The following is a 20190-nucleotide window of genomic DNA, read 5'->3' on the forward strand; positions in this document are numbered from 1 at the left end:
CTATTCCAGAAAAATTGCCGTAACCGGCGCCGGGGCGGCCGATTCTGTCCGGAAATGTCGGGTTGTTGTCCGGATGTGTCCGCCACAAGGGGTGGCTTGCCGGGGCACCTTGGCGAAATGGCACCTCGAATTGGCACCTTTGATATCGCGATTGCAGGCGGCGGCCCGGCCGGGTCGGTGGCCGCGGTTCTGCTGGCGCGGGCCGGGTTCCGCGTGGCGCTGGCCACCTTGCCGCCGCGCGCGTCCCGCTTCGAGGGCATGTCCGCCCGCGTCGCGGCGATCCTCGCGCGGCACCGCCTGCCGCTGGCCGGAATCGGCCCGGCGGCGCAGCGCCATGTCAGCTGGGGCGCGTTCCAAGGCGGGCAGAACAGCGAGCATCCGGCCGACCGATGCACCTTTGACAGCGCGCTACTGGATGCCGCACGGGCCGAGGGCGTCAGCGTTGTCTTGGCAGCTGTTGCGAGCCTGCGACCAGAGGCCGGGGAAATCCGGCTGGCCGATGGCCAATGCCTGTCTGCCAAGTTGCTGTTTGAAGCCCGCGGCCGCCGGGCGCCGCGCCAAAGTTCGAATTCGGTCCGAGCTGAACAGATGGGACCGGACACTATTTCCGTTGCCGGGCTCGTGCCACCACAGACCAGATATATGGAAACGCCGCGTCTTGAGGCGCGGCCCGAGGGCTGGATCTGGTCGGTTCCAGTGAGCCGGGAGCGGCTTTGGCTGCAGGTGGTGGGGCCCGCGGCCTCGCTGGGCCGGAATGGCGGCAAAAACGCTGTGGCGGCTTTGTGGACGGCTGTAGCGGAAGCTTTTCCCCTCCCCCCGCGTCCTGTCGTGCATGCAATTTCGCCGCGGCTGACGGCACCGGATCTGGATCCGCGCTGCCCGCGGCTGGGCGATGCGGCGGTGGCGCTGGATCCCCTGTCGGGGCATGGCATGTTCTGGGCGGTGTCCTCGGCGCTGATGGCAGTGCCCATCGCGCGGGCACTGCTGGCGGGACAGGCTGATCTGGCCCGCGAATTCTACCGCAACCGGGTGGCAGAGACCTTCTGGCGGCAGGCAAGGGTCGGGCGAGACTTCTACCGCGAGACGGGATCTCGGAGCGCATTCTGGCAAGAGCGCGCGGCCTGGCCGGACGATACCCCGGCTCATGACACGGGCCTCCGTCCGCATATCGGCACGCGGGTTGTTGTGCAGGACGGGCATCTGGCCCGGCGCGAGGTGCTGATCACCCGCGATGCCCCGGGCGGCGCCGGTTTTATTGCCGGGCATGAAATCGTGCCCTTGTTGCGGCGTCTCAACGGACAACCGATGCCGGACGCGGCTCGTTTTCACAGCTTGGTTCTGCCACACGCCCCGCCGCCAGCGGCCGAGGCGATCCACCAATGGCTTCTATCGCAAGGCTTCACCGAGGGGGCGCAGATCCCCTGGGACACCAGCAACAGGGAGATACTTCCATGGCATCACGATCAGGCGGTCTGACCGCCGCAGTACTTTTGACATTTGCCGGGGCTACACCGGCCTTCCCCTCGGAGGAGCTGCTGCAGGACACCTGCGGCGGCTGCCACACCGCCGAGGACGGCGGGCTGACCCGGATCACCGGCCAGCGCAAGACACCCGAGGGCTGGATGATGACCATCGTCCGGATGCAGCAGGCGCATGGTCTGGACATCAGCGCCGAAGACCGCCGCGCCATCGTGCAGCACCTGGCGGACACGCAAGGCCTGGCGCCGTCGGAGGCCGCGCCCTTCCGCTATGCGCTGGAGAAGGACCCGCATGCGCAGGAGAGCTTCGACGAGCCCTTCGCCTCGATGTGCGCGCGCTGCCATACCGGCGCGCGGGGGCTCTTGCAGAACCGCACCGCCGAGGAATGGGAGCTGCACATGGATTTCCATGTCGGCCATTTCCCGACCATCGAATACCAGGCGCTTGGCCGTGACCGCGAGTGGTACAAGATCGCCCGGACCGAGATCGCCAGCTACCTCGCGGAGCAGAACCCGCTGGAGACCGCCGCCTGGACCGGCTGGCAGGCTGCGGAGAAGCAGCCGGTGGCGGGCGCCTGGGTGGTGATGACCGATCTGCCCGGCATCGGGGAGGCCTATGGCAAGCTGACGGTCACCGGCGATGCCTCGCCCTACCGGGTCAGCGGCGAGTTCGTGACGGCGGACGGCACCGCGCATCCAGCGTCCGGGCAGATGAACCTCTATACGGGGTATGAATGGCGCGCCAACCTGGACATCGGCGGCACCGTCTACCGTCAGGTGCTGGCGCTGTCGGAGGATGGCAACAGCCTGCAGGGCCGCCAGTTCGACCGCGGCAACGACGCCCTGGGCGCGCCGCTGCGCGGGGTGCGGGAGGGCGCGGGCAGCGTCATCCTCGGCACCGTCCCCTCTGCCGTTCCGGCGGGCGAGGCGCAGGTGCAGGTGGTCGGCACCGGTCTGGACGGACTGGAAAGCTCCACCGGCGCAGCATCGGCAAACGGCTTTGGCGCGGCGCTGACGCTGGCGGCCGAGGGCAACGGCGTCGTCACCTTCAGCGCGGGCGGGGCCGAGGGGCAGATCGCGCATTACACTTCCGTCGACAGCCTGCGGGTGGAGCCCGCGTTCACCATCGCCCGCGTGGGCGGCGGCAGCGAGGAAGGCCCGGATGCGGCGCCTGCCTATTTCAACGCGGTCGGCATGTGGAACGGGCCCGACGGCGAGGCCGGGACCGAAGACGACATACGCATCGGCCGGGTTGAGGCGCAGTGGTCGGTCGCCAACGCGCATGAGCACGCAGCCCACATGAAGGACACCGAATATGCCGGTGAGATGCAGGCCAACGGCATTTTCCAGCCCGCCATCGCCGGCCCCAACCCGGAGCGTCCCTTCAGCGCCAACAACGCGGGCGAACTGAAAGTGCAGGCCGAGGCGATGGGCCAGCAGGCGGAGGCGATGCTGATCGTCACCGTGCAGCGCTTCATCGACCCGCCGATCCGCTGAGACAGGGGAGAGAGACCATGAAAGACTTCCACTACCAGCCCGCCAACGCGCACAGGGTTGCGCTCCAAGGGCGCGAGGTGCTGTTCCACGTCCCCACCACCTCGATCTTCGAGATGGACCGGGTGGACCGGGATATCCTCGACTACGCGGCGCAGGCGCAGGCGTTCTCGATGGACGAGTTCGCGGCACGGTTCGCGGCATCGGATGCGGCGGCCCGGCTGGACGGGCTGGTGCGGCTCGACATCATCAACGACGGCCGCCCGCTGCAGCCGGAACGCCCGCCGATCGAGATCGAGACCTTCCCGCTGACGACGATTGTTCTCAACGTCAACACCGGCTGCAACCTGGCCTGCTCCTATTGCTACAAGGAGGACCTGGCGATCCCGTCCAAGGGCCAGAAGATGGCTTTCGAGACGGCGCGGAAATCGGCGGAGTTGCTGCTCGCCGAGAACCCGGACCGGGACAGCTACAACATCGTGTTCTTCGGCGGCGAGCCGCTGTCGAACCTGCCCCTGATCCGGCAGGTGGTGGACTGGGCCGAGCCGCATTTCGCCGCCCTTGGCAAGGCGGTGAACTTCAGCCTCACCACCAACGCGACGCTGCTGACCGAGCCGCTGATCGACTGGCTGGACCAGCACCGTTTCGGCCTCACTGTCTCCATCGACGGGCCCAAGGCGCAGCATGACCTGAACCGAAAGACGGTGGGCGGCAAGGGCACCTACGACACCGTGGCCGCCAAGGCGCGGCTCTTGCTGGCGCGGTACAAATCCAAGCCGGTGGGCGCCCGCGTCACCCTGACGGCGGGGATCACCAATATCGTCGAGATCTGGGATCATCTGAAGAACGATATCGGTTTTGCCGAGGTCGGCTTCTCGCCGGTCACCTCGGGGGAGATGGATGCCTTCAACCTCAACGGCGCCGAGCTGCTGGAGGTGTTCGAGGGGATGAAATCCTTGGGCAGGCTCTATGTCGAGGAGGCGCTCGAAGGCCGCAACATCGGCTTTTCCAACATGCACCAGATGATGAACGACCTCTACGAAGGACGCTCCAAGGCGCTGCCCTGCGGCGCCGGGGTGGGGATGCTGGCGGTCAACCACGACGGCGCGGTGAACCTCTGCCACCGGTTCACCGGATCGGAAATGGACCAGTTCGGCACCGTCGATGAGGGCATCAAGCGCAAGGAGCTGTCGGGCTTCATCAAGGCACGCTCCGACCGCACCGAAAAGGGCTGCGCCACCTGCCGGATCCGCAACCTGTGCGCGGGCGGCTGCTACCACGAAAGCTACGCCCATTTCAGCGACCCGATGATGCCGACCTATCACTACTGCGACCTGATGCGCGACTGGATCGACTTTGGCGTGGCCACCTATGCCGAGCTGATCGCCAAGGCGCCGCAGTACTTCCACCACCACGTTGCGCCGAGGAGGGCGTTTGGAAAATGAAACCGCTCAATCAGAAAGCCGAACGTGTCCAGCAGGCCGCGGCCGAAGGCCAGATGGAAGAGGTCCGCGCGATGCAGACCGTCACCGCCGGCTGCGCCACCACATTCGACCCGGGCTGGGAGGTCGACCCCTTCGGCGGCCTCGCGGCGCTGTGCCAGCCGATGGAGGCGGATCTTTACGGCTGCTCCGACCCCTGCTGGTGGCCCGCGCAGGTGCCCGACATCATGGTCAACCACCAGAACTGGGACGAGGGCGCGCCCAATGCCGCCACCGACTGGCGCGCGCTTGGCACCACCTACCCCACCGACGCCGAAACCTGAGGAGACCCGCATCATGAAATCCGCGCTTCTTGCTGCCGCGGCGCTCTGCGCCTCTGCCCTGCCGCTGGCCGCGGGCGACCTGCTGGTGACGGTGGCCCGCCCCTCCAACCTCTACGTGTTCGATGCCGGAACCCGCGCGCTGCGGCAGGACTGCGACCTCGGCGCCAATGTGACGCCCGGGGTGATCACCATGTCGCCCGACAACAGCATCGCCTATGTGCTGCTGAACCACTGGCAGGACGTGGTCGGCGTCAATATCGAAACCTGCGAAACCGTGTTCCGCGCCGCCCAGTCGGAGGGCGATGTGACCCGCCGCTCGCTGGCCTCGCTGGCGGTCTCCAAAGACGGCAGCGAGATCTACACGGTGCGCAACCCAGTGCGCAAGAAGATCGACCGCTACGAGGTGATGCAGCCCGAGTTCGCGGTCTATAAGGCCGATGCCGGGCTGGAGGCCGAACCCGCAGCGCTGTTCGAGGCGCCGCGGCGGGCGACGCTGATGGCCACCGACCGCAAGGGCAGCGTCTACCTGGCCGGCCACGAGGTCTACCGGATCGATCCGGCAACCGGCGAAACCGAGGTGGCGATTGCCAACGCCAGCTGGGACCGCCCGGCATACAGCCCGCCCGACGTGCTGGCCTTCTGGCCGACCGGCAGCCAGAACGACGAGTTCATGCTGATGTACACCGCGGCGGTCTTCACCGACGAGAGCCAGCAGGAAATGGCGGATTTTGTCTGGGGCTACCAATCCGTCGACCTCACCACCGGGGAGACCGAAATCGCCGATTTCGCCTCCTTCGAGGTGCTGATGTTCTCCGGCGTGCGCAGCGGCGTGGAACCCAAGTATCTCTACGGCGTCTACACCCAGCTCTCCAAGCACAACCTGGAAACCCGCGAGCTGGTGAAACGGGTCGACCTGCCGCACACCTACTACGTCATCAACGTGTCGAGCGACGGCAAGGAAATCTACGTCGGCGGCACCAATGACGACATCGGCATCTACGACAGCGAGACATTGGAGCGCATCGGCGAGATCCGAATGCCCTCCGGCGGCGACATGTCTGTCTCCACCCTGCAAGTCGTGCCGCAGGAATGACCGACAGCGTCGGCAAGCTTCCTCCCCAGCCGGGCCGCCCCGCGGCGGCCCGCGCCTGGCCGCGCCTGCCCTCACGCGCAGGCGCGGCGCTTTTTTCCGCCTCCTCCGCGGAGTGGCTGCTGCCCCTGCTGCGTCCGCACCGGCACCGGCTGGCGCTGCTGCTGCTGATCAGTTTTCTCGCCGCCGCGATCAGCCTGCTGCCGCCCTACATCAGCAAGCTGGTGATCGACCGCGGGCTGATGGCGGGGGATGCCGGGCAGCTCCTGCTCTGGTCCGCCGCGCTGTTTGCCGTGGGCCTGCTTGCCACCGGCACCGGCGCGCTCAGCAACATCCTGCACATGCGCGCCTCGGTCCGGATGCTGGCGCAGCTGCGGCGGCGGCTGCTGTCCCGGCTGGCCGCCAAACCGGCCGGCTGGTTTGCCGCGCAGCGCGCAGGCGAACTGCTGTCCCGCGTCGACGGAGACGCCGCCGAAGTGCAGAAATTCGCTTTCAACGCCGTGCTGGGCGGCTCCTCGGCGCTGATCCGGCTGACCGGCGGCTCGGTGATGCTGATGGTGCTGGACTGGCGGCTGGGACTGCTGACCGCATTGCTGGCCCCGGCCGAACTCGCCTTTCTGGCCTGGGCCCGCCCCCGCACCGAACGCCACGCCGCCGCGGTGCGCGAGATGCAGGGACGCTACGCCGCGGGGCTGTCGGAGACCCTGTTCGGGCTGCCCGCGCTGCAGGCCGCCCGCGGCACGCTCTGGGCCGAACGGCGCAGCCTGCGCGACCACGCCGGGCTGAGCCGGCGGCTGATTGCCCAGAACCTCTGGGGCGAATTCACCCGCGCGGTGCCGGTGCTCCTGTCGGCGCTGACCCGCTCGGCGGTGTTCCTGGCGGGCGGGCTGATGGTGATCCGCGGCGAGTGGCCGCTGGGCTCGCTGATCGCCTTCGTGGCCTACATGGGGTTCATGACCGGGCCGATGCAGTCGCTGCTGGGCCTGTGGCACGCGCAGGCGCGGGTCAAGGCGGCGGCGGCCCGGCTGGATGCGGTGATGCAGGCCCCCCGTGCCCGCCCGGCCCTGTTTTCTCCGGCAGGCTATGCCCTGAAGCTGGACGGCGTCACCGTCTCCCGGGGAGACGCCGCCCCGCTCGGCCCGCTCACCCTGACCATTCCCGAAGGCGCCAGGGTTGCGCTCAAGGGCCCCAGCGGCGCGGGCAAGACCTCGCTGCTGGCGGTGCTCTGCGGGCGGGCGCGGCCGCTGGCCGGGCGTGTCACCCTGGGCGGCGCCGATCTCGGCCTGCTGGACGGTGCCGCCCTGCCCGGCCGCGTGGCCTATGCCGGGCAGCGCCCCTTCACCCTGCGCGCCAGCCTGCGCGGCAACCTGTTCCGGAGCCGCGGCTTCTGGGCCGATCCCGAAAACGAAGCGCATGTCTGGGCGGCTCTGGAGCTGTTCGGCCTGGCAGAGAGGTTCCGCAGCGCCCAGGGCCTGGACACGATGCTGGGCGAGAGCGGCCTCACCCTGTCCGGCGGCGAGCGCCAGCGGCTCTGCCTGCTGCGCGTGCTCCTGAGCCCCTTCGATATCCTGATCCTCGACGAGGCGCTGTCGGAGGTGGATCCCGCCGCCGCGGCCCGCATCCTGGCCCACATCGACGCAGCCTTCCCCCATGCCACCCGCATCCTCACCGCCCACGGCGGCGCGGCGGCGGAGGGGGATTTCGACATGGAAATCACCCTGACGGAGGCCCGCTCATGCGTCCCCCCGCGCTGATTGCGCTGATCGACGGCCCGCTGGCCGCGGACACCCCGGGCCTCGCCGCCCGCAGGGACATGTGCGCTCTGCATCCGCGCGCCGCCGGAAGCCCGGCGGCCCTGCACGCCAGCCGCATGGCCGCGGCGATCCGCGTCAACGCCCACGAAGCAGAGCTCCTCGGGTTCAGCATCTTTCCCGGCCGCCTGTCCACCGCCCTCGCCACCGTGGCGGAGGCCCTGCGCCATGCCGCGGCAAGCGAGGCGGCCATCGTCCATTGCTCCTTTGGCCATGCCGCGGCCAGCCCGGTGCTGGCAGAGGCCGTGGCGGCGGTGCTGGCGGCGGGCAAGCTGCTGGTGGCCTCCGCCCCTGCCCGCGGCGCGCCGGTCTATCCGGCGGGCTGCGCGGGCGTTCTCTCCGTACAGGGCGACGCCCGCTGCGCCCCCGGCCAGTGGTCGCGGCTGGACCTGCCCGGCGCGCGATACGGCGCCTGCCCGGGCAGCCCCGGCGCGCCGGTGCGAGGCGCCAGCCTGGCGGCGGCGCATTTCACCGGGCTGCTGGCCCGGGCCTGCACGGGCGGCGGGGTTGAAGCAATGCTGCAGAGCCCGACCTTCACCGGCCGCGAACGCATCGGGGCGGGAGGCCCGCAGCCCGCATGATGGGCTTTGACACCTGGAACGGCACCCTGCGCGAAAGCTGCGGCCACTACTATGCCGCTCCCGACCGGGCCGTGCGGGATTGGGCGGGGGCTTTCACCCTGCGCCGGCGCTGCGGCGTCGACGTGGCCGAGGTCCGCTGCCCGCCCGCCCGCATCGAGCGCACCCGCAAGGGCATCCTGCGCGACGATCAGGAGCATTTCTTCCTGCTGCGCCAGCTGGAGGGCGAGACCGGCATCCTCCACGCGGGACGCGAGACGCTGCTGCGGCCGGGGGAGTTCCTGCTGCTCGACTCCACCCGTGCGGCGGAGCTGAGCATCACCGGCGGGCCGGCCGCCTTCCTGTCGGCGCATCTGCCGCGGGCGCTGGTGCTGGAGCGGCGCCGGGAGATGCCCGCGGCGGGCTGCAAGATCACCCCGGCCCATCCACTGCACGCCAGCCTCTGCGGGCTGCTGGATGCGGGGGGCGCGGAGGACACCGCGGGCTATATCTTCGACCTGGTGCCGCTGGCCTTTGCCGCCGTAGCGCAGCCAAGCGCCGGCAGCCTCGGCAGCCGCTGGCACCGCTTCCGGCTTGTGCGCGAGACGCTGGAGCTGCTCAGCGCCGACCCGGGTCTGACGGTGGATACGCTGGCCGCCCGCACCGGCCTGTCGCGGCGGCAGTTGCAGCGCGAGTTTCAGGAGAACGGCACCACCTTTACCGATTGCCTGACCCGTACAAGGCTGGCCGCGGTGGCGGGCAAGCTGCGCCACGCGGCGCGGCAGGGCGCCCGCGTGCCAATCGCCCAAATCGCCTATGGCGCCGGCTTCGGCGACATCTCCCACTTCAACCGCAGCTTCCGCCAGCAGTTCGGCTGTTCGCCGCGCGGCTTCCTCTCCTCCTGCAATCACGGCGGATCTTTGGCGCAGGACGCAAACTCTTTGGCACCGCTGCCCAAGACCGTTCGGACGGGCCGTGCTTGTCTTTCCCGGTCACACCCGGCTGAGGGATAAACAGGGAGAACGGCAATGGACTACCGCATGCTGATCAATGGCGAACAGGTTTCGTCGGAGCGCATGATCGAGGTGATCAACCCGGCAACGGAGGCGGTGTTTGCCCGCGTGCCGCATGCCTCCGAGGCGCAGATGAACGCGGCGGTGGCTGCCGCCAAATCCGCTCAGAAGGCCTGGGCCGAAACGCCGATGGCCGAGCGCCGCGCCAGGGTCGAGGCGCTGGCCGCCGCCATCGGCGAAGAAGCCGATGAGCTGGCCCGGCTGATCACCATGGAGCAGGGCAAGCCGCTGCCCGAGGCGCAGGGCGAGGTTGCATGGTCGCAGGGCTATCTCGCCCATACCGCCACGCTGGAGCTGCCGGACCGGGTGATCCAGGACGACGCCGAGTTCCGCATCGAGACCCGGCACAGGCCGCTGGGCGTGGTGGCGGGCATCATCGCCTGGAACTTCCCGCTGCTGCTCTGCTGCTGGAAGATCGGCCCCGCGCTGATGGCGGGCAATGCCATCGTGCTGAAGCCCGCGCCGACCACCCCGGTCACGGCGCTGAAGCTGGGCGAAATCTGCGCCCGGATCTTCCCGCCGGGCCTGGTGAACATCATCACCGATGCCAACGACCTCGGCCCCAGGCTGACGGCGCATCCGGATGTGGCCAAGATCGGCTTCACCGGCTCGTCCGAGACCGGCAAGCGGATCATGGCCAGCGCGGCCGACACCATGAAGCGGGTGACGCTGGAGATGGGCGGCAACGATCCGGCCATCGTGCTGCCGGATGTGGACGTGAAGGCGGCCGCGGAAAAGGTCTATGGCGGGGCGTTCCTCAATGCCGGGCAGGTCTGCCTGGCGGTGAAGCGCGCCTATGTCCACAGCGACATCTACGAGGACTTCTGCGCCGAGCTGGCCGCGCTGGCGGAGCAGGCCGTGGTCGACGACGGCATGAAGCAGGGGACGACGATTGGCCCGATCCAGAACAAGGCGCAGTTCGGCAAGATCAAGGGTTTCCTGGAGGACGCCCGCGCCTGCGGCCGGATCATCGCAGGCGGCAGCGCCAAGGACGGACCCGGCTATTTCGTGCCGCCGACCATCGTGCGCGATGTGGCCGACGGCCAGAAGATCGTCGACGAGGAGCAGTTCGGCCCGATCCTCCCGGTGATCCGCTTCGACGACATCGACGACGTGATTTCCCGCGCCAATGCCTCGGACTACGGGCTGGGCGGCTCGGTGCACGGGCGCGACACCGCCAGGGCGACCGAGATCGCCGGGCGCATCGAATCCGGCACCATCTGGGTGAACCAGCAGCTGAACATCGGCCCGCATATCCCGATGGCCGGCTTCAAGGGCTCCGGTCTGGGGGTGGAACAGTCGGTCGAGGGGCTGGCGGAATACACCCAGATGCAGGTGATCAACGTCGCCCGCGGCTGATCGCCCTTTGTGAAACCCGGCCGGGCTGCCGCCGCGGCGGCCCGGTCCGCTCAATTAGCTGAGAACACCTATGACTGACCCGCAAACTGACCTCACCGCCCCGATTGACGGCCTGTCGCATGTGCAGGGGCCAGATGAGCCGCCTCTGCAGCATATCACTATCCCGGCACTGCTGCGGCAGGCGGTGGCGCAGCATGGCAGCCGCGAGGCGCTGGTGTTCACGGATGCGGGCATCCGGATGACCTATGCGGAACTGGCCCGGAAGGCGGATGAACTGGCCGCGGGCCTGCTGGAGCTCGGGGTTGCGAAGGGCGACCGGGTCGGCATCTGGTCCCCCAACCGCTACGAATGGGTGCTGACCCAGTTTGCAACCGCCCGCATCGGCGCCATCCTGGTGACAATCAACCCGGCCTACCGACTGGCGGAGCTGGAATATGCGCTCAACAAGACCGGCTGCAAGGTGCTGATCGCGGCGGAAAGCTTCAAGAGTTCCAACTACCTGGGCATGATCCGCGAACTGGCGCCCGAGCTGGCCGCCGCCGCCCCCGGCGCTGTCGCCGCTGCGCGGCTGCCGTCCTTGCGCCACGCGGTGGTGATGGCGGCAGACCCCGGCCCCGGCATTCTGCCCTTTGAGACCCTGCAGGCAATGGGAGCGGGTGCGGACACTGCGGCGCTGGATGCGCTCAGCGCCGGGCTTTCGCCGGAAGAGGCGATCAACATCCAGTTCACCTCCGGCACCACCGGCCTGCCCAAGGGCGCGACGCTGACGCATTTCAACATCGTCAACAACGCCCGGTTCGTCACCAGCCGCATCAAGCTGACCGGGGCCGGCCGGCTGCTGATCCCGGTGCCGCTCTACCATTGCTTCGGCATGGTGATGGGTGTGCTGGGGGCGGTCTCCAAAGGCGCCGCGATGATCTTCCCCGGCGAGGCGTTCGAGGCGGCCGCGGTGCTGGATGCCGCAGCCGCCGAACGCGCCACCGCGCTCTATGGCGTGCCGACGATGTTTGTCGCCATGCTACAGGAGCTGGACAAAACCCCGCGCGACATCTCCAGTCTTCGCACCGGGATCATGGCGGGGGCGCCCTGCCCGATCGAGATCATGCGGCGGGTCAGCCGCGACATGCACATGCAGGAGGTGACGATCTGCTACGGCATGACCGAAACCGCGCCGGTGTCCTTTCAGAGCTTCACCACCGATCCGGCGGAGAAACGCTGCACCACCGTGGGCCGGGTGCATCCGCATCTGGAAGTGAAGGTGGTGGACACCGAGGGCCGCACCGTGCCCGCGGGCGCGCGCGGCGAGCTCTTGGTGCGCGGTTATTCGGTGATGCAGGGCTATTGGGACGACGCAAAGGCAACCGCGGAGGCCATCCAAGACGGCTGGATGCGCACCGGCGACCTTGGCACCTTCGACGCGGAGGGGTTCTGCAGCATCACCGGCCGGGTGAAGGACATGATCATCCGCGGCGGCGAGAACATCTACCCGCGCGAGATCGAGGAGTTCCTGATCCGCCACCCGCAGATCGCGGATGCCCAGGTGTTCGGGGTGCCGGACGGCAAATTCGGAGAGCAGGTCTGCGCCTGGATCGTGCCCGCGCCGGGCGCCGTCCTGGACGAAGAGGCGGTGCGCAGCCACTGCCGCGGCCAGATCGCGCATTTCAAGATCCCGCATTTCGTGCGGATCGTAGACGCGCTGCCGATGACCGTCACCGGCAAGCCGCAGAAGTTCAAGATGCGCGAAGCAATGGTGCAGCAGTTACAAGCGGGTGTGAAATGTTAATTTGCAGCGATTTCAATTTGCGCGCAGTGCCCTCACGCGAAATCAGCGTAACTGCTTGAGGCCACCGGGGGATGTTAGGAACACGTCGGCGGATCATCACCCGCAGATACCTGTTCATTGTTCGATCGTCCTCCGGATCCCGGAGGAGTAACGTTTCCTCGTCCGCGCACAGCTTATCCGGTAGCAACAATTTCTCACTCGACATGCGACGGTCAGCGACACGCGCCTTGCCAGGGGACTTCGGAAAACTGGGCTCCAAGCACGACGTCTGCGCTCCTGTCAGCCAAGGGAGAACAGGCATGCTCACCGCGCTTGCCGAACCGTGATGTACGCTGCCTGAGGGAAATCAATGGATTCAGCGGCTGAGTATCCCAAAGCGCTTGATTTGGTCGGTATATGGCCCTTGCCAACCGATCCGTTCCGCCAAAAAATCTGGGGCTGTTCCTAGCGGGACCCGAATTCGATCAGCCGTGTCGCCACAGTATAGTCGGCTTCCAGATACAGTATGACCAGCAAGCCGATCAGGGCCAGCAACGGCAGCAGGATCGCATAGCTCAGGGCGAGGCGTTCCCACGCAAAATGCATGAATACGGCTACGATCAATCCTGCTTTCAACATCATGAAGATCAGGATCAGCGTCCAGCGTAACAGGCCCTGCAGCCCAGCATAATCGACAAGATACGACGCCGCGCTGAGGACGAACAAAAGCCCCCAGACCAACAAGTAAAGCCTGATCGGATGCTGCTGGCCGCCATGCTCATCAACAACAGCCTTGGCGCGGGTCTGTGCGGTTCGTGCAGTTTGTGTCATTCCGTCCCCCTACCACAAATAGAAGAATGCAAAGATGAAGACCCAGACCAGGTCGACGAAGTGCCAGTAGAGCCCCATGATCTCGACACCTTCGTAGTCGCCGTTGCCGCGCGACAGCCAGCTGCGCTCGTCACCGTCGAAATCCCCGCGCCAGACCTTCCTAGCCATGATCGCGAGAAAAATGACCCCGATGGAGACATGGGTTCCGTGGAAACCGGTGATCATTAAGAAGCTCGCCCCGAATTGCTCGGCCCCCCAGGGGTTTCCCCAAGGCCGGACACCTTCGGAAATCAGCTTGGTCCACTCGAAAGCCTGCATGCCGACAAAGGCAGCCCCAAGTCCGGCAGTGGCCAGCAAGAGCAGCGCAGTGGGCACGCGGGCCTTGCGGTAGGCACTGCTGACCGCCATGGCCATGGTCCCGGAGGAGGAGATCAGCACGAATGTCATGATCGCAATCAGGAGCAGCGGGAAGTTGTGGCCGCCGATATGCAGGGCAAACACCTCGCTTGCGTTGGGCCAATCCACCGTGGTCGAGCTGCGCGCGGTCATATAGGCGGCCAGGAAACAGGCAAAGACAAAGGTATCGCTCAGAAGCAGGATCCACATCATCGCCTTGCCCCAGGAGACCCCTTTGAACACGCGCTGGTCCGAACTCCAATCGGCGGCAAAGCCTCTGTGGCCTTGCTGCAGCAGGGTCTGGTCCTGGCCTTGGAATTTGCTATCCATATTTCCTCCCCCCCCTTAATCCACGACGGCGCGACACAGCGCCAGAAGCGCGTTGCCCCAGCCCTGCAGCAGCGCAAACAGCATCAGCCAGAAGGCCAACAACGCGTGCCAGTACAGTGCGCAGGCCCGAATGCCCGGCAGCAGCGCACTGACGTCCCCCGCGCCGGCGTGGCGCAGGCAAACCGCCGCCAGCGCAATAATGCCGCCCAGCACATGCAGTCCGTGCAGGCCGGTGATCAGATAGAAAAAGCTCGCCGCCGGGGTGCCCTCCAGCCGGTAGCCGCTTGCGGTCAGCGCGATCCACACCTGCACCTGCCCGGCAAGAAAAGCGAGCGTGGCGACGCTGGCGGCGATCAGGCTGGCGCGCAGCCAGCGCGTGGTGCCGACCCGTGCCGAGATCACCACGAACTGCAGAAACAGGCTGGCCAGCAGCAGAAGCGCTGTGTTGAGCCAGACCCGTCCGGGCAGCGGGACCAGCTCCCAGGGGGTCTCCTCGATCTGCATGACAAAGGCACTGCCCAGCATCGCAAACAGACCGCCGACCACCGCCATAAACACCGCGATGAAGATGAACCCCGGCGCCCGGCCCGGCCCGTGCCCCGCCAGGGGCGCGATCCCGGTCTCCAGCCAGGGCTTGGAGGCCAGGCGCTGCTGGGACAGCCACAGGCCCGCAACCAGGGCAACCAGCGCCAGAAAGGCAAGAATGACCGTCACAGCCGCCGTTCCTCCCCGTCCGGGACCCAGGGATCGTTCTGGGCCAGGTAATCTTTAGGCGCTCCGGGCACGCTGTAGTCATAGGCCCAGCGGTAGACATTGGGCAGCTCGTCCCAGTTGCCGTGTTTGGGCGGGGTGTCGGGGGTATGCCATTCCAATGAGGCCGCGCGCCACGGGTTGCCCCCCGCTTTTCGGCCATGGCGCAGGCTCCAGAAGATGTTGAACAGGAACAGCACCTGCACCGCTCCCACGATCAGCGCCGCGGAGGAGATGAAGGCATTGAGTCCGTCCACCGGCGCGGTCAGGAATTCAGGCTCGCCGATCTCGAAATAGCGCCGCGGCACGCCGACCAGGCCGACGTAGTGCATCGGGAAGAACACTGCATAAGCGCCGATGAAGGTGACCCAGAAGTGGATCTGGCCCATCGCCTCGTTCAGCATCCTGCCGGTCATCTTGGGGTACCAGTGGTAGATCGCGCCGAAGATCACCATGATCGGCGCCACCCCCATCACCATGTGGAAATGGGCGACCACGAACATCGTGTCGGAGAGCGGCACATCGACCACCACATTGCCGAGGAACAGCCCGGTCAGCCCGCCATTGACGAAGGTCACGATGAACCCCAGTGCAAACAGCATCGGGATGGTCATGTGGATGTCGCCTTTCCAGAGCGTGAGCACCCAGTTGTAGACCTTGATCGCGGTCGGGATGGCGATGATCAGCGTGGTGGTAGCAAAGAAAAAGCCGAACCATGGGTGCATGCCGCTGACATACATGTGGTGCGCCCAGACGATGAAGCTGAGCGCGCCGATGATCACGATGGCCCAGACCATCATCCGGTACCCGAAGACGTTCTTTCGCGCATGCACCGCGATCAGGTCGGAAACGATGCCGAAGGCGGGCAGCGCCACGATGTAGACCTCCGGGTGGCCGAAGAACCAGAACAGGTGCTGGAAGGTGATCGGGCTGCCGCCGCCGTAGCTGAGCTTTTCGCCCAGTTCCACCAGCGTCGGCATGAAGAACGACGTACCCAGCAGCCGGTCAAACAGCATCATTACGCAGGCGACGAACAAGGCCGGGAAGGCCAGCAGCGCCATCACCGTCGCAGTGAAGATGCCCCAGATCGTGAGCGGCAGCCGCATCATCGTCATGCCGCGGGTCCGGGCCTGCAGCACGGTCACAGCATAGTTCAGTCCGCCCATGGTGAAGCCGATGATGAACAGGATCAGCGAGACCAGCATCAGGATGATGCCGCTTTGCGCCCCGCCCGGCGTGCCCGAAAGCACCGCTTGCGGCGGGTAGAGCGTCCAGCCCGCGCCGGTGGGCCCGCCGGGGACGAAGAAGCTGGCGACCAGCACAAGAACTGCGAGCAGATAGACCCAGTAGCTGAGCATGTTGACGAAGGGAAACACCATGTCCCGCGCGCCGACCATCAGCGGGATCAGGTAATTGCCGAACCCGCCCAGAAAGATCGCGGTCAGCAGGTAGATCACCATGATCATCCCGTGCATGGTAACAAACTGGTAGTAAGCCTCGGCGGTGATGAAATCGAAGGTGCCGGGAAAACCCAGCTGAAGCCGCATCAGCCAGGAGAGCACCAGCGCCACCAGGCCGATCGCCACCGCGGTACCGGAATACTGGATGGCGATATATTTGGCATCCTGCGAGAAAACGTACTTGCCGATCCAGCTGTGCGCATGCGGCGGCATCACATCCTCGACTTCGCGCGGCGGCAGCTGCATCCGGTCGTCGGAACCTCGGTCTACCATGCTTTCCTCCCTACGTGTGTCTTCTGTCCCCGGCGGCTTTCAGCGCGCCGGGCCATCAGGGCCGCAGAAGGGGGGCGGCCCGATCAGGCCTTGCTTCCGGCAGTGCGCCGGTCAGTTCCCTGCCAGTTGCACCGACTGCCCGGCCCGAGCGTTGCTGGCATATTCTTCGAAGGTCAGCTGCTCCTGCAGCCACTCCTGATAGTCCTCTGCCTCCACCACGGTCACAAAACCGCGCATATAGGGGTGCGCCGTGCCGCAATACTCCGCACAGAGCGCCTCGAAGGTGCCGGTGCGGGTTGGAGTGAACCAGATGTAGGTGACCATGCCCGGCACCATGTCCATCTTGGCGCGGAATTCGGGCACGTAGAAGTTATGCAAGACGTCGATTGAGCGCAGAAGCAACTTCACCGGCTGGTCCACCGGCAAATACACCTCGCCCCCCTCGACAATCAGGTCATCCTTGCCGAACCTGTCGTGCGGATTGACCCCCAGAGGATTTGCAGCGCTTACCCATTCGGCATCCGCGGTGCCCAGTACGCCGTCGGCACCGGGCAAGCGGTAGGCCCAGCTCCATTGATGCCCGAAGACTTCAAGCTCAGTTGCCTCGTCCGGCACGGTGACGAACTGCTTCCACACGAACAGCCCGGGCACCAGCATCGCCGCCACCCCGATGGTGGTCACGCCGGTCAGCCACAGTTCCAGACGCTTGTTCTCCGGGTCGAACTCTGCCTTGTGCCCCGGCCGGTGCCGGAATTTCAGCACACAATAGGCCATGAACAAAACAACAGCAGCAAAGACCGCGCCGGTGATCCAGAAGGTTATGACCAGCGTGTTATCGATATAGTCCCAGTTCGACGCGATCGGCGTCCACCACCATGGGCTTGATAGATGGAAGGCGATGGACCCCAGTACGATCAGGACGAGTGCGGCAACAATCAGCATCTCGCCACCTTTCCCTAAGGTGCGGAGTATCTCCGGAAAACCCGGCAAGCCATCTATTGGCAAACTACGATACGATAATGCATTTTAACGAAAAAATCCAGTGAATCGCGCCAGAGGCGAGCCTCGATGTTTTCAGGAGTGCTGCGTGGTTTGATCAGCCCCATCTTAGTGGTCCGGTTTTATTGGTGGTGCATGACCCGCCTTTGATCGATCAGCACGATGGTTTCCGGCGCGGGTGGGGCTGATCACCGCCTTTGGCGCACTGCGCATGTTCTGAAAAGATAAAACGACAGGCCGCAGACCTCTCAGGAAAGGCCAGGCAACAGCTGCGCAATGAGAGCCGAGGCACCGAACAGAACCAATGTCAGGCCGCCTATCCGCATCAGCTTTGACCCTCCGACGGTGGTCAAGCTCCGCAACGATGTCTTGGCTCCGAGAGCCGATATCGCGATGATGAGCAGCCATTTCGACACTGCTGCGGCAAAATCTGCCATGGCTTCAGTCAACACTCCGATGTTCGCCAATAGCGCTAGGACAAAAAAGATTATCAGGAACCCCTGCACCGGGATCCTGTGCGTCCTCTCCTTCCCGCCTGTGGCCGAGACGGTCAGAACCAGGATGCACAGCACCAGCGGCAGAAGGCTCACCCTCACCATTTTGACCAGGGTGGCCAGCTCCGCAGTTTCTTCTGAAACAGTCAGCCCGGCACCCACGACCTGCGCCACGTCGTGTATTGAGGCCCCCAGGACAAAGGCCGTTTGAGCCTCAGTGAATCCAAGCTGCGCCAGCGCAACTGGATAGAAAATCATCGCCAGTGTCGACAGAGCCGTGACCGCAACCACCGTGAACAGTGTCTCTTGCTCCAATGCCTTTCCCTTGGGAAGGCAGGCCGAAATCGCCAGCGCCGCCGAGGCACCGCAGATTGCCACCGCGCCGCCGGTCAGTACGCCAGATTGCCAGTCGCGGCGCGACAGCAGCAGGCCCAGCAGGATCGTGCTGCCCAGAAGCCCGGCAATGGCACTGAAACCCGCCACGCCGAGCGAGGCGATGTCGCTAAAACTGACCCGCACCCCTAGCAGAGCCACCCCGGCGCGAAGCAAGGCTTTGGAGCTGAAGCCGATGCCCGGGGCCACGGCAGCCTCTTCCACCAGCGGATTGAACACCATGCCGATCAGCAGTGCCAGCAGCATGACCGGCGCACCGTAATGTTCCGACAGGAACAACGCGGCCAACCCGACAACCGCCGCCAGCGCGATGCCGGGGTAAACGGCGCAAGCAGTCGACAATATGGATGACGGCCGCCCAAAGGCGGTGCGGTTCAGTTGTGCCAGCATTGCAGCCTCTGTTCAGTAGTCGTTTTCCAAGGGAGACATGCCAACGTAGACGGACTTCAGCTGGCTAAAATGTTCGATCGCAGCACGGGCGTTTTCCCGCCCGATACCGGATTGCCCAACACCCCCAAAGGGCATTTCAACCGGGGTCAGGTTATACGCGTTGATCCAGCATGTGCCCGCCCTAAGGCGCGACACGACACGGTGTCCGCGGGACAGATCGCGAGTGAAGACACCGGCAGCGAGACCGAACTCCGTGCTGTTGGCGCGGGCGACAGCCTCGTCTTCGCTGTCGAAATCCAGCACCGACATAACGGGTCCGAAGATTTCCTCGCGGGCGATGGCCATGTTATCAGTCACACCGGCAAAGACAACCGGGCTGACCCAGGCGCGGCCGTCGGGCAAAGGCAGCGGCGGTGTCACGCGGATCGCCCCTTCCTGTTCCGCGGCAACGATATACCCCTCCACCCTTTCGGCTTGCCCGGCGCTTACCAGAGGGCCGATCTGGGTTTCAGGGTCCATCGGGTCGCCGATCCGGATCTTTGCGGTGCGCTCTACCAAACGCGCGAGGAAAGCCTCCTTGATCCCCTTCTGTACGAACACGCGGGTTGCGTTGGAGCAGATCTGACCGGTGGAGTAGAAATTGCCGAGAATGGCGGCGGAAACTGCGCTGTCGATGTCTGCGTCATCAAAGACCAGCAATGGGGACTTGCCACCAAGCTCCATTGTAAGGTGTTTCATCTGCCCGGCGGCAGCGGCGGCCACCGCGCGGCCGGTGGGCACCGAACCGGTCAGCGACACTTTGGCAATGGCGGGATGGGTGGTCAGCGCGGCACCGGTCTCCCGCAGTCCCTGCACCACGTTGAAAAGGCCCGGCGGCGCCCCCGCCTCGGACAGGATTTCCGCCAGTTTCAGCGCTGTCAGCGGCGTGAGCTCGGACGGTTTGAAAATCATCGCGTTGCCGCAGGCCAGTGCCGGAGCGGCCTTCCAGCAGGCGATCTGGATCGGATAGTTCCAGGCGCCAATGCCGAGGCAGACGCCCAACGGCTCGCGGATGGTATAGGCCCAATCGCCGCCCAGCGGAATGTGGTCGGCGGTCAATGTAGCAGCCTGACACCCAAAGTATTCGAGACAATCCGCACCACTGGCGGCATCGGCCACGCGGGTCTCGGCAATCGGCTTGCCGGTGTTCAGGGTTTCCAGAACCGACAGCTCCTCATTGCGGTCCCGGATGATATCTGCAGCCCGGCGCAGCACGCGACCGCGTTCGGCAGGCGGTGTCATGGCCCAAACGGCCTGCGCATCGCGTCCGCAGGCCACGGCCCGTTCGATCATGGACGGGGAGGCACCATTCAAACGGGCTATCACCTCACCCGTTGCCGGGTTGATGCAGTCGAACGGAGCGCCAGCGGCGTCTTCCAGGTAGGCCCCGCCAATATAGTGGGAGGCTTCGGGCTGGCACGGGAATTGCGTCATGCTGGCGCTCCT

17 protein-coding genes are annotated in these 20190 nt (G+C 65.9%); 10 read left to right on the forward strand and 7 right to left on the reverse strand.

Annotation, left to right across the window (positions count from 1 at the left end; translation table 11 throughout):
* The first annotated feature begins 117 nt into the window (after positions 1 to 117).
* The 10 genes from qhpG (at position 118) to ACZ52D_RS17455 (ending at position 12410) form a co-directional block, all read left to right on the forward strand.
* Positions 118 to 1476 (forward strand): flavin-dependent monooxygenase QhpG, encoded by a 1359-nt coding sequence (qhpG, locus tag ACZ52D_RS17410; protein ID WP_417473853.1) that lies wholly within the window; start codon positions 118 to 120, stop codon positions 1474 to 1476.
* Entirely contained in the window at positions 1452 to 2975 is a 1524-nt protein-coding gene (gene peaA, locus ACZ52D_RS17415; protein ID WP_464443538.1) for a quinohemoprotein amine dehydrogenase subunit alpha, read from the forward strand. Before qhpG ends, peaA begins: the two co-directional genes overlap by 25 nt.
* A gap of 17 nt (positions 2976 to 2992) precedes the next feature.
* A complete protein-coding gene (gene peaB, locus ACZ52D_RS17420) occupies positions 2993 to 4417 on the forward strand; it encodes a quinohemoprotein amine dehydrogenase maturation protein (protein ID WP_464443539.1) in 1425 nt (474 codons plus the stop codon).
* Positions 4414 to 4737: a quinohemoprotein amine dehydrogenase subunit gamma gene (qhpC, locus tag ACZ52D_RS17425; RefSeq protein ID WP_222455583.1), complete on the forward strand. Its 324-nt coding sequence runs from the start codon at positions 4414 to 4416 to the stop codon at positions 4735 to 4737. Before peaB ends, qhpC begins: the two co-directional genes overlap by 4 nt.
* Positions 4738 to 4750: 13 nt before the next feature.
* The gene (gene peaD / locus ACZ52D_RS17430; RefSeq protein WP_464443540.1) at positions 4751 to 5830 is read left to right on the forward strand and encodes a quinohemoprotein amine dehydrogenase subunit beta; all 1080 of its coding nucleotides are present in this window, start codon (positions 4751 to 4753) and stop codon (positions 5828 to 5830) included.
* Positions 5827 to 7581 (forward strand): ABC transporter ATP-binding protein, encoded by a 1755-nt coding sequence (locus ACZ52D_RS17435; protein ID WP_464443541.1) that lies wholly within the window; start codon positions 5827 to 5829, stop codon positions 7579 to 7581. Before peaD ends, ACZ52D_RS17435 begins: the two co-directional genes overlap by 4 nt.
* On the forward strand, positions 7563 to 8219 hold the full coding sequence (locus ACZ52D_RS17440) for a S8/S53 family peptidase (protein ID WP_464443542.1): 657 nt from the start codon (positions 7563 to 7565) through the stop codon (positions 8217 to 8219). The genes ACZ52D_RS17435 and ACZ52D_RS17440 overlap by 19 nt, the downstream gene beginning before the upstream one ends.
* Positions 8216 to 9208 carry a helix-turn-helix domain-containing protein gene (locus ACZ52D_RS17445; protein WP_464443543.1) on the forward strand — a complete coding sequence of 331 codons (993 nt, stop codon included), beginning with the start codon at positions 8216 to 8218 and terminating at the stop codon, positions 9206 to 9208. The genes ACZ52D_RS17440 and ACZ52D_RS17445 overlap by 4 nt, the downstream gene beginning before the upstream one ends.
* Before the next feature lie 15 nt (positions 9209 to 9223).
* On the forward strand, positions 9224 to 10627 hold the full coding sequence (locus tag ACZ52D_RS17450) for an aldehyde dehydrogenase family protein (RefSeq protein WP_464443544.1): 1404 nt from the start codon (positions 9224 to 9226) through the stop codon (positions 10625 to 10627).
* A 70-nt stretch (positions 10628 to 10697) separates the two neighbouring features.
* Entirely contained in the window at positions 10698 to 12410 is a 1713-nt protein-coding gene (locus tag ACZ52D_RS17455) for an AMP-binding protein (protein ID WP_464443545.1), read from the forward strand.
* Positions 12411 to 12854: 444 nt separating this feature from the next.
* Here the strand turns inward: ACZ52D_RS17455 and ACZ52D_RS17460 are convergent, their stop codons facing one another.
* From ACZ52D_RS17460 to betB, 7 genes are all read right to left on the reverse strand, one after another.
* Entirely contained in the window at positions 12855 to 13220 is a 366-nt protein-coding gene (locus tag ACZ52D_RS17460; RefSeq protein WP_464443546.1) for a cytochrome C oxidase subunit IV family protein, read from the reverse strand.
* Between the two features lie 9 nt (positions 13221 to 13229).
* A complete protein-coding gene (locus ACZ52D_RS17465) occupies positions 13230 to 13946 on the reverse strand; it encodes a cytochrome c oxidase subunit 3 (RefSeq protein WP_464443547.1) in 717 nt (238 codons plus the stop codon).
* Positions 13947 to 13961: 15 nt separating this feature from the next.
* A complete protein-coding gene (locus tag ACZ52D_RS17470) occupies positions 13962 to 14660 on the reverse strand; it encodes a cytochrome c oxidase subunit 3 (protein ID WP_464443548.1) in 699 nt (232 codons plus the stop codon).
* Positions 14657 to 16429, reverse strand: coding sequence for a cytochrome c oxidase subunit I (locus ACZ52D_RS17475; RefSeq protein WP_464443549.1), 1773 nt, complete (start codon positions 16427 to 16429; stop codon positions 14657 to 14659). Before ACZ52D_RS17475 ends, ACZ52D_RS17470 begins: the two co-directional genes overlap by 4 nt.
* A 111-nt stretch (positions 16430 to 16540) precedes the next feature.
* Positions 16541 to 17371, reverse strand: coding sequence for a cytochrome c oxidase subunit II (locus ACZ52D_RS17480; RefSeq protein ID WP_464443550.1), 831 nt, complete (start codon positions 17369 to 17371; stop codon positions 16541 to 16543).
* 305 nt (positions 17372 to 17676) lie between these two features.
* A complete protein-coding gene (locus tag ACZ52D_RS17485) occupies positions 17677 to 18705 on the reverse strand; it encodes a YeiH family protein (protein WP_464443551.1) in 1029 nt (342 codons plus the stop codon).
* Between the two features lie 12 nt (positions 18706 to 18717).
* Entirely contained in the window at positions 18718 to 20178 is a 1461-nt protein-coding gene (gene betB / locus ACZ52D_RS17490) for a betaine-aldehyde dehydrogenase (protein WP_464443552.1), read from the reverse strand.
* Positions 20179 to 20190: the final 12 nt, after the last annotated feature.

The sequence above is a fragment of the Leisingera sp. S2M4 genome, from assembly GCF_055398055.1.

Bases quoted from the DNA above. Each gene is read 5' to 3' on its own strand.
- qhpG (WP_417473853.1), top strand. From the start codon at position 118: ATGGCACCTCGAATTGGCACCTTTGATATCGCGATTGCAGGCGGCGGC.
- peaA (WP_464443538.1), top strand. From the start codon at position 1,452: ATGGCATCACGATCAGGCGGTCTGACCGCCGCAGTACTTTTGACATTT.
- peaB (WP_464443539.1), top strand. From the start codon at position 2,993: ATGAAAGACTTCCACTACCAGCCCGCCAACGCGCACAGGGTTGCGCTC.
- qhpC (WP_222455583.1), top strand. From the start codon at position 4,414: ATGAAACCGCTCAATCAGAAAGCCGAACGTGTCCAGCAGGCCGCGGCC.
- peaD (WP_464443540.1), top strand. From the start codon at position 4,751: ATGAAATCCGCGCTTCTTGCTGCCGCGGCGCTCTGCGCCTCTGCCCTG.
- ACZ52D_RS17435 (WP_464443541.1), top strand. From the start codon at position 5,827: ATGACCGACAGCGTCGGCAAGCTTCCTCCCCAGCCGGGCCGCCCCGCG.
- ACZ52D_RS17440 (WP_464443542.1), top strand. From the start codon at position 7,563: ATGCGTCCCCCCGCGCTGATTGCGCTGATCGACGGCCCGCTGGCCGCG.
- ACZ52D_RS17445 (WP_464443543.1), top strand. From the start codon at position 8,216: ATGATGGGCTTTGACACCTGGAACGGCACCCTGCGCGAAAGCTGCGGC.
- ACZ52D_RS17450 (WP_464443544.1), top strand. From the start codon at position 9,224: ATGGACTACCGCATGCTGATCAATGGCGAACAGGTTTCGTCGGAGCGC.
- ACZ52D_RS17455 (WP_464443545.1), top strand. From the start codon at position 10,698: ATGACTGACCCGCAAACTGACCTCACCGCCCCGATTGACGGCCTGTCG.
- ACZ52D_RS17460 (WP_464443546.1), bottom strand. From the start codon at position 13,220: ATGACACAAACTGCACGAACCGCACAGACCCGCGCCAAGGCTGTTGTT.
- ACZ52D_RS17465 (WP_464443547.1), bottom strand. From the start codon at position 13,946: ATGGATAGCAAATTCCAAGGCCAGGACCAGACCCTGCTGCAGCAAGGC.
- ACZ52D_RS17475 (WP_464443549.1), bottom strand. From the start codon at position 16,429: ATGGTAGACCGAGGTTCCGACGACCGGATGCAGCTGCCGCCGCGCGAA.
- ACZ52D_RS17480 (WP_464443550.1), bottom strand. From the start codon at position 17,371: ATGCTGATTGTTGCCGCACTCGTCCTGATCGTACTGGGGTCCATCGCC.
- ACZ52D_RS17485 (WP_464443551.1), bottom strand. From the start codon at position 18,705: ATGCTGGCACAACTGAACCGCACCGCCTTTGGGCGGCCGTCATCCATA.
- betB (WP_464443552.1), bottom strand. From the start codon at position 20,178: ATGACGCAATTCCCGTGCCAGCCCGAAGCCTCCCACTATATTGGCGGG.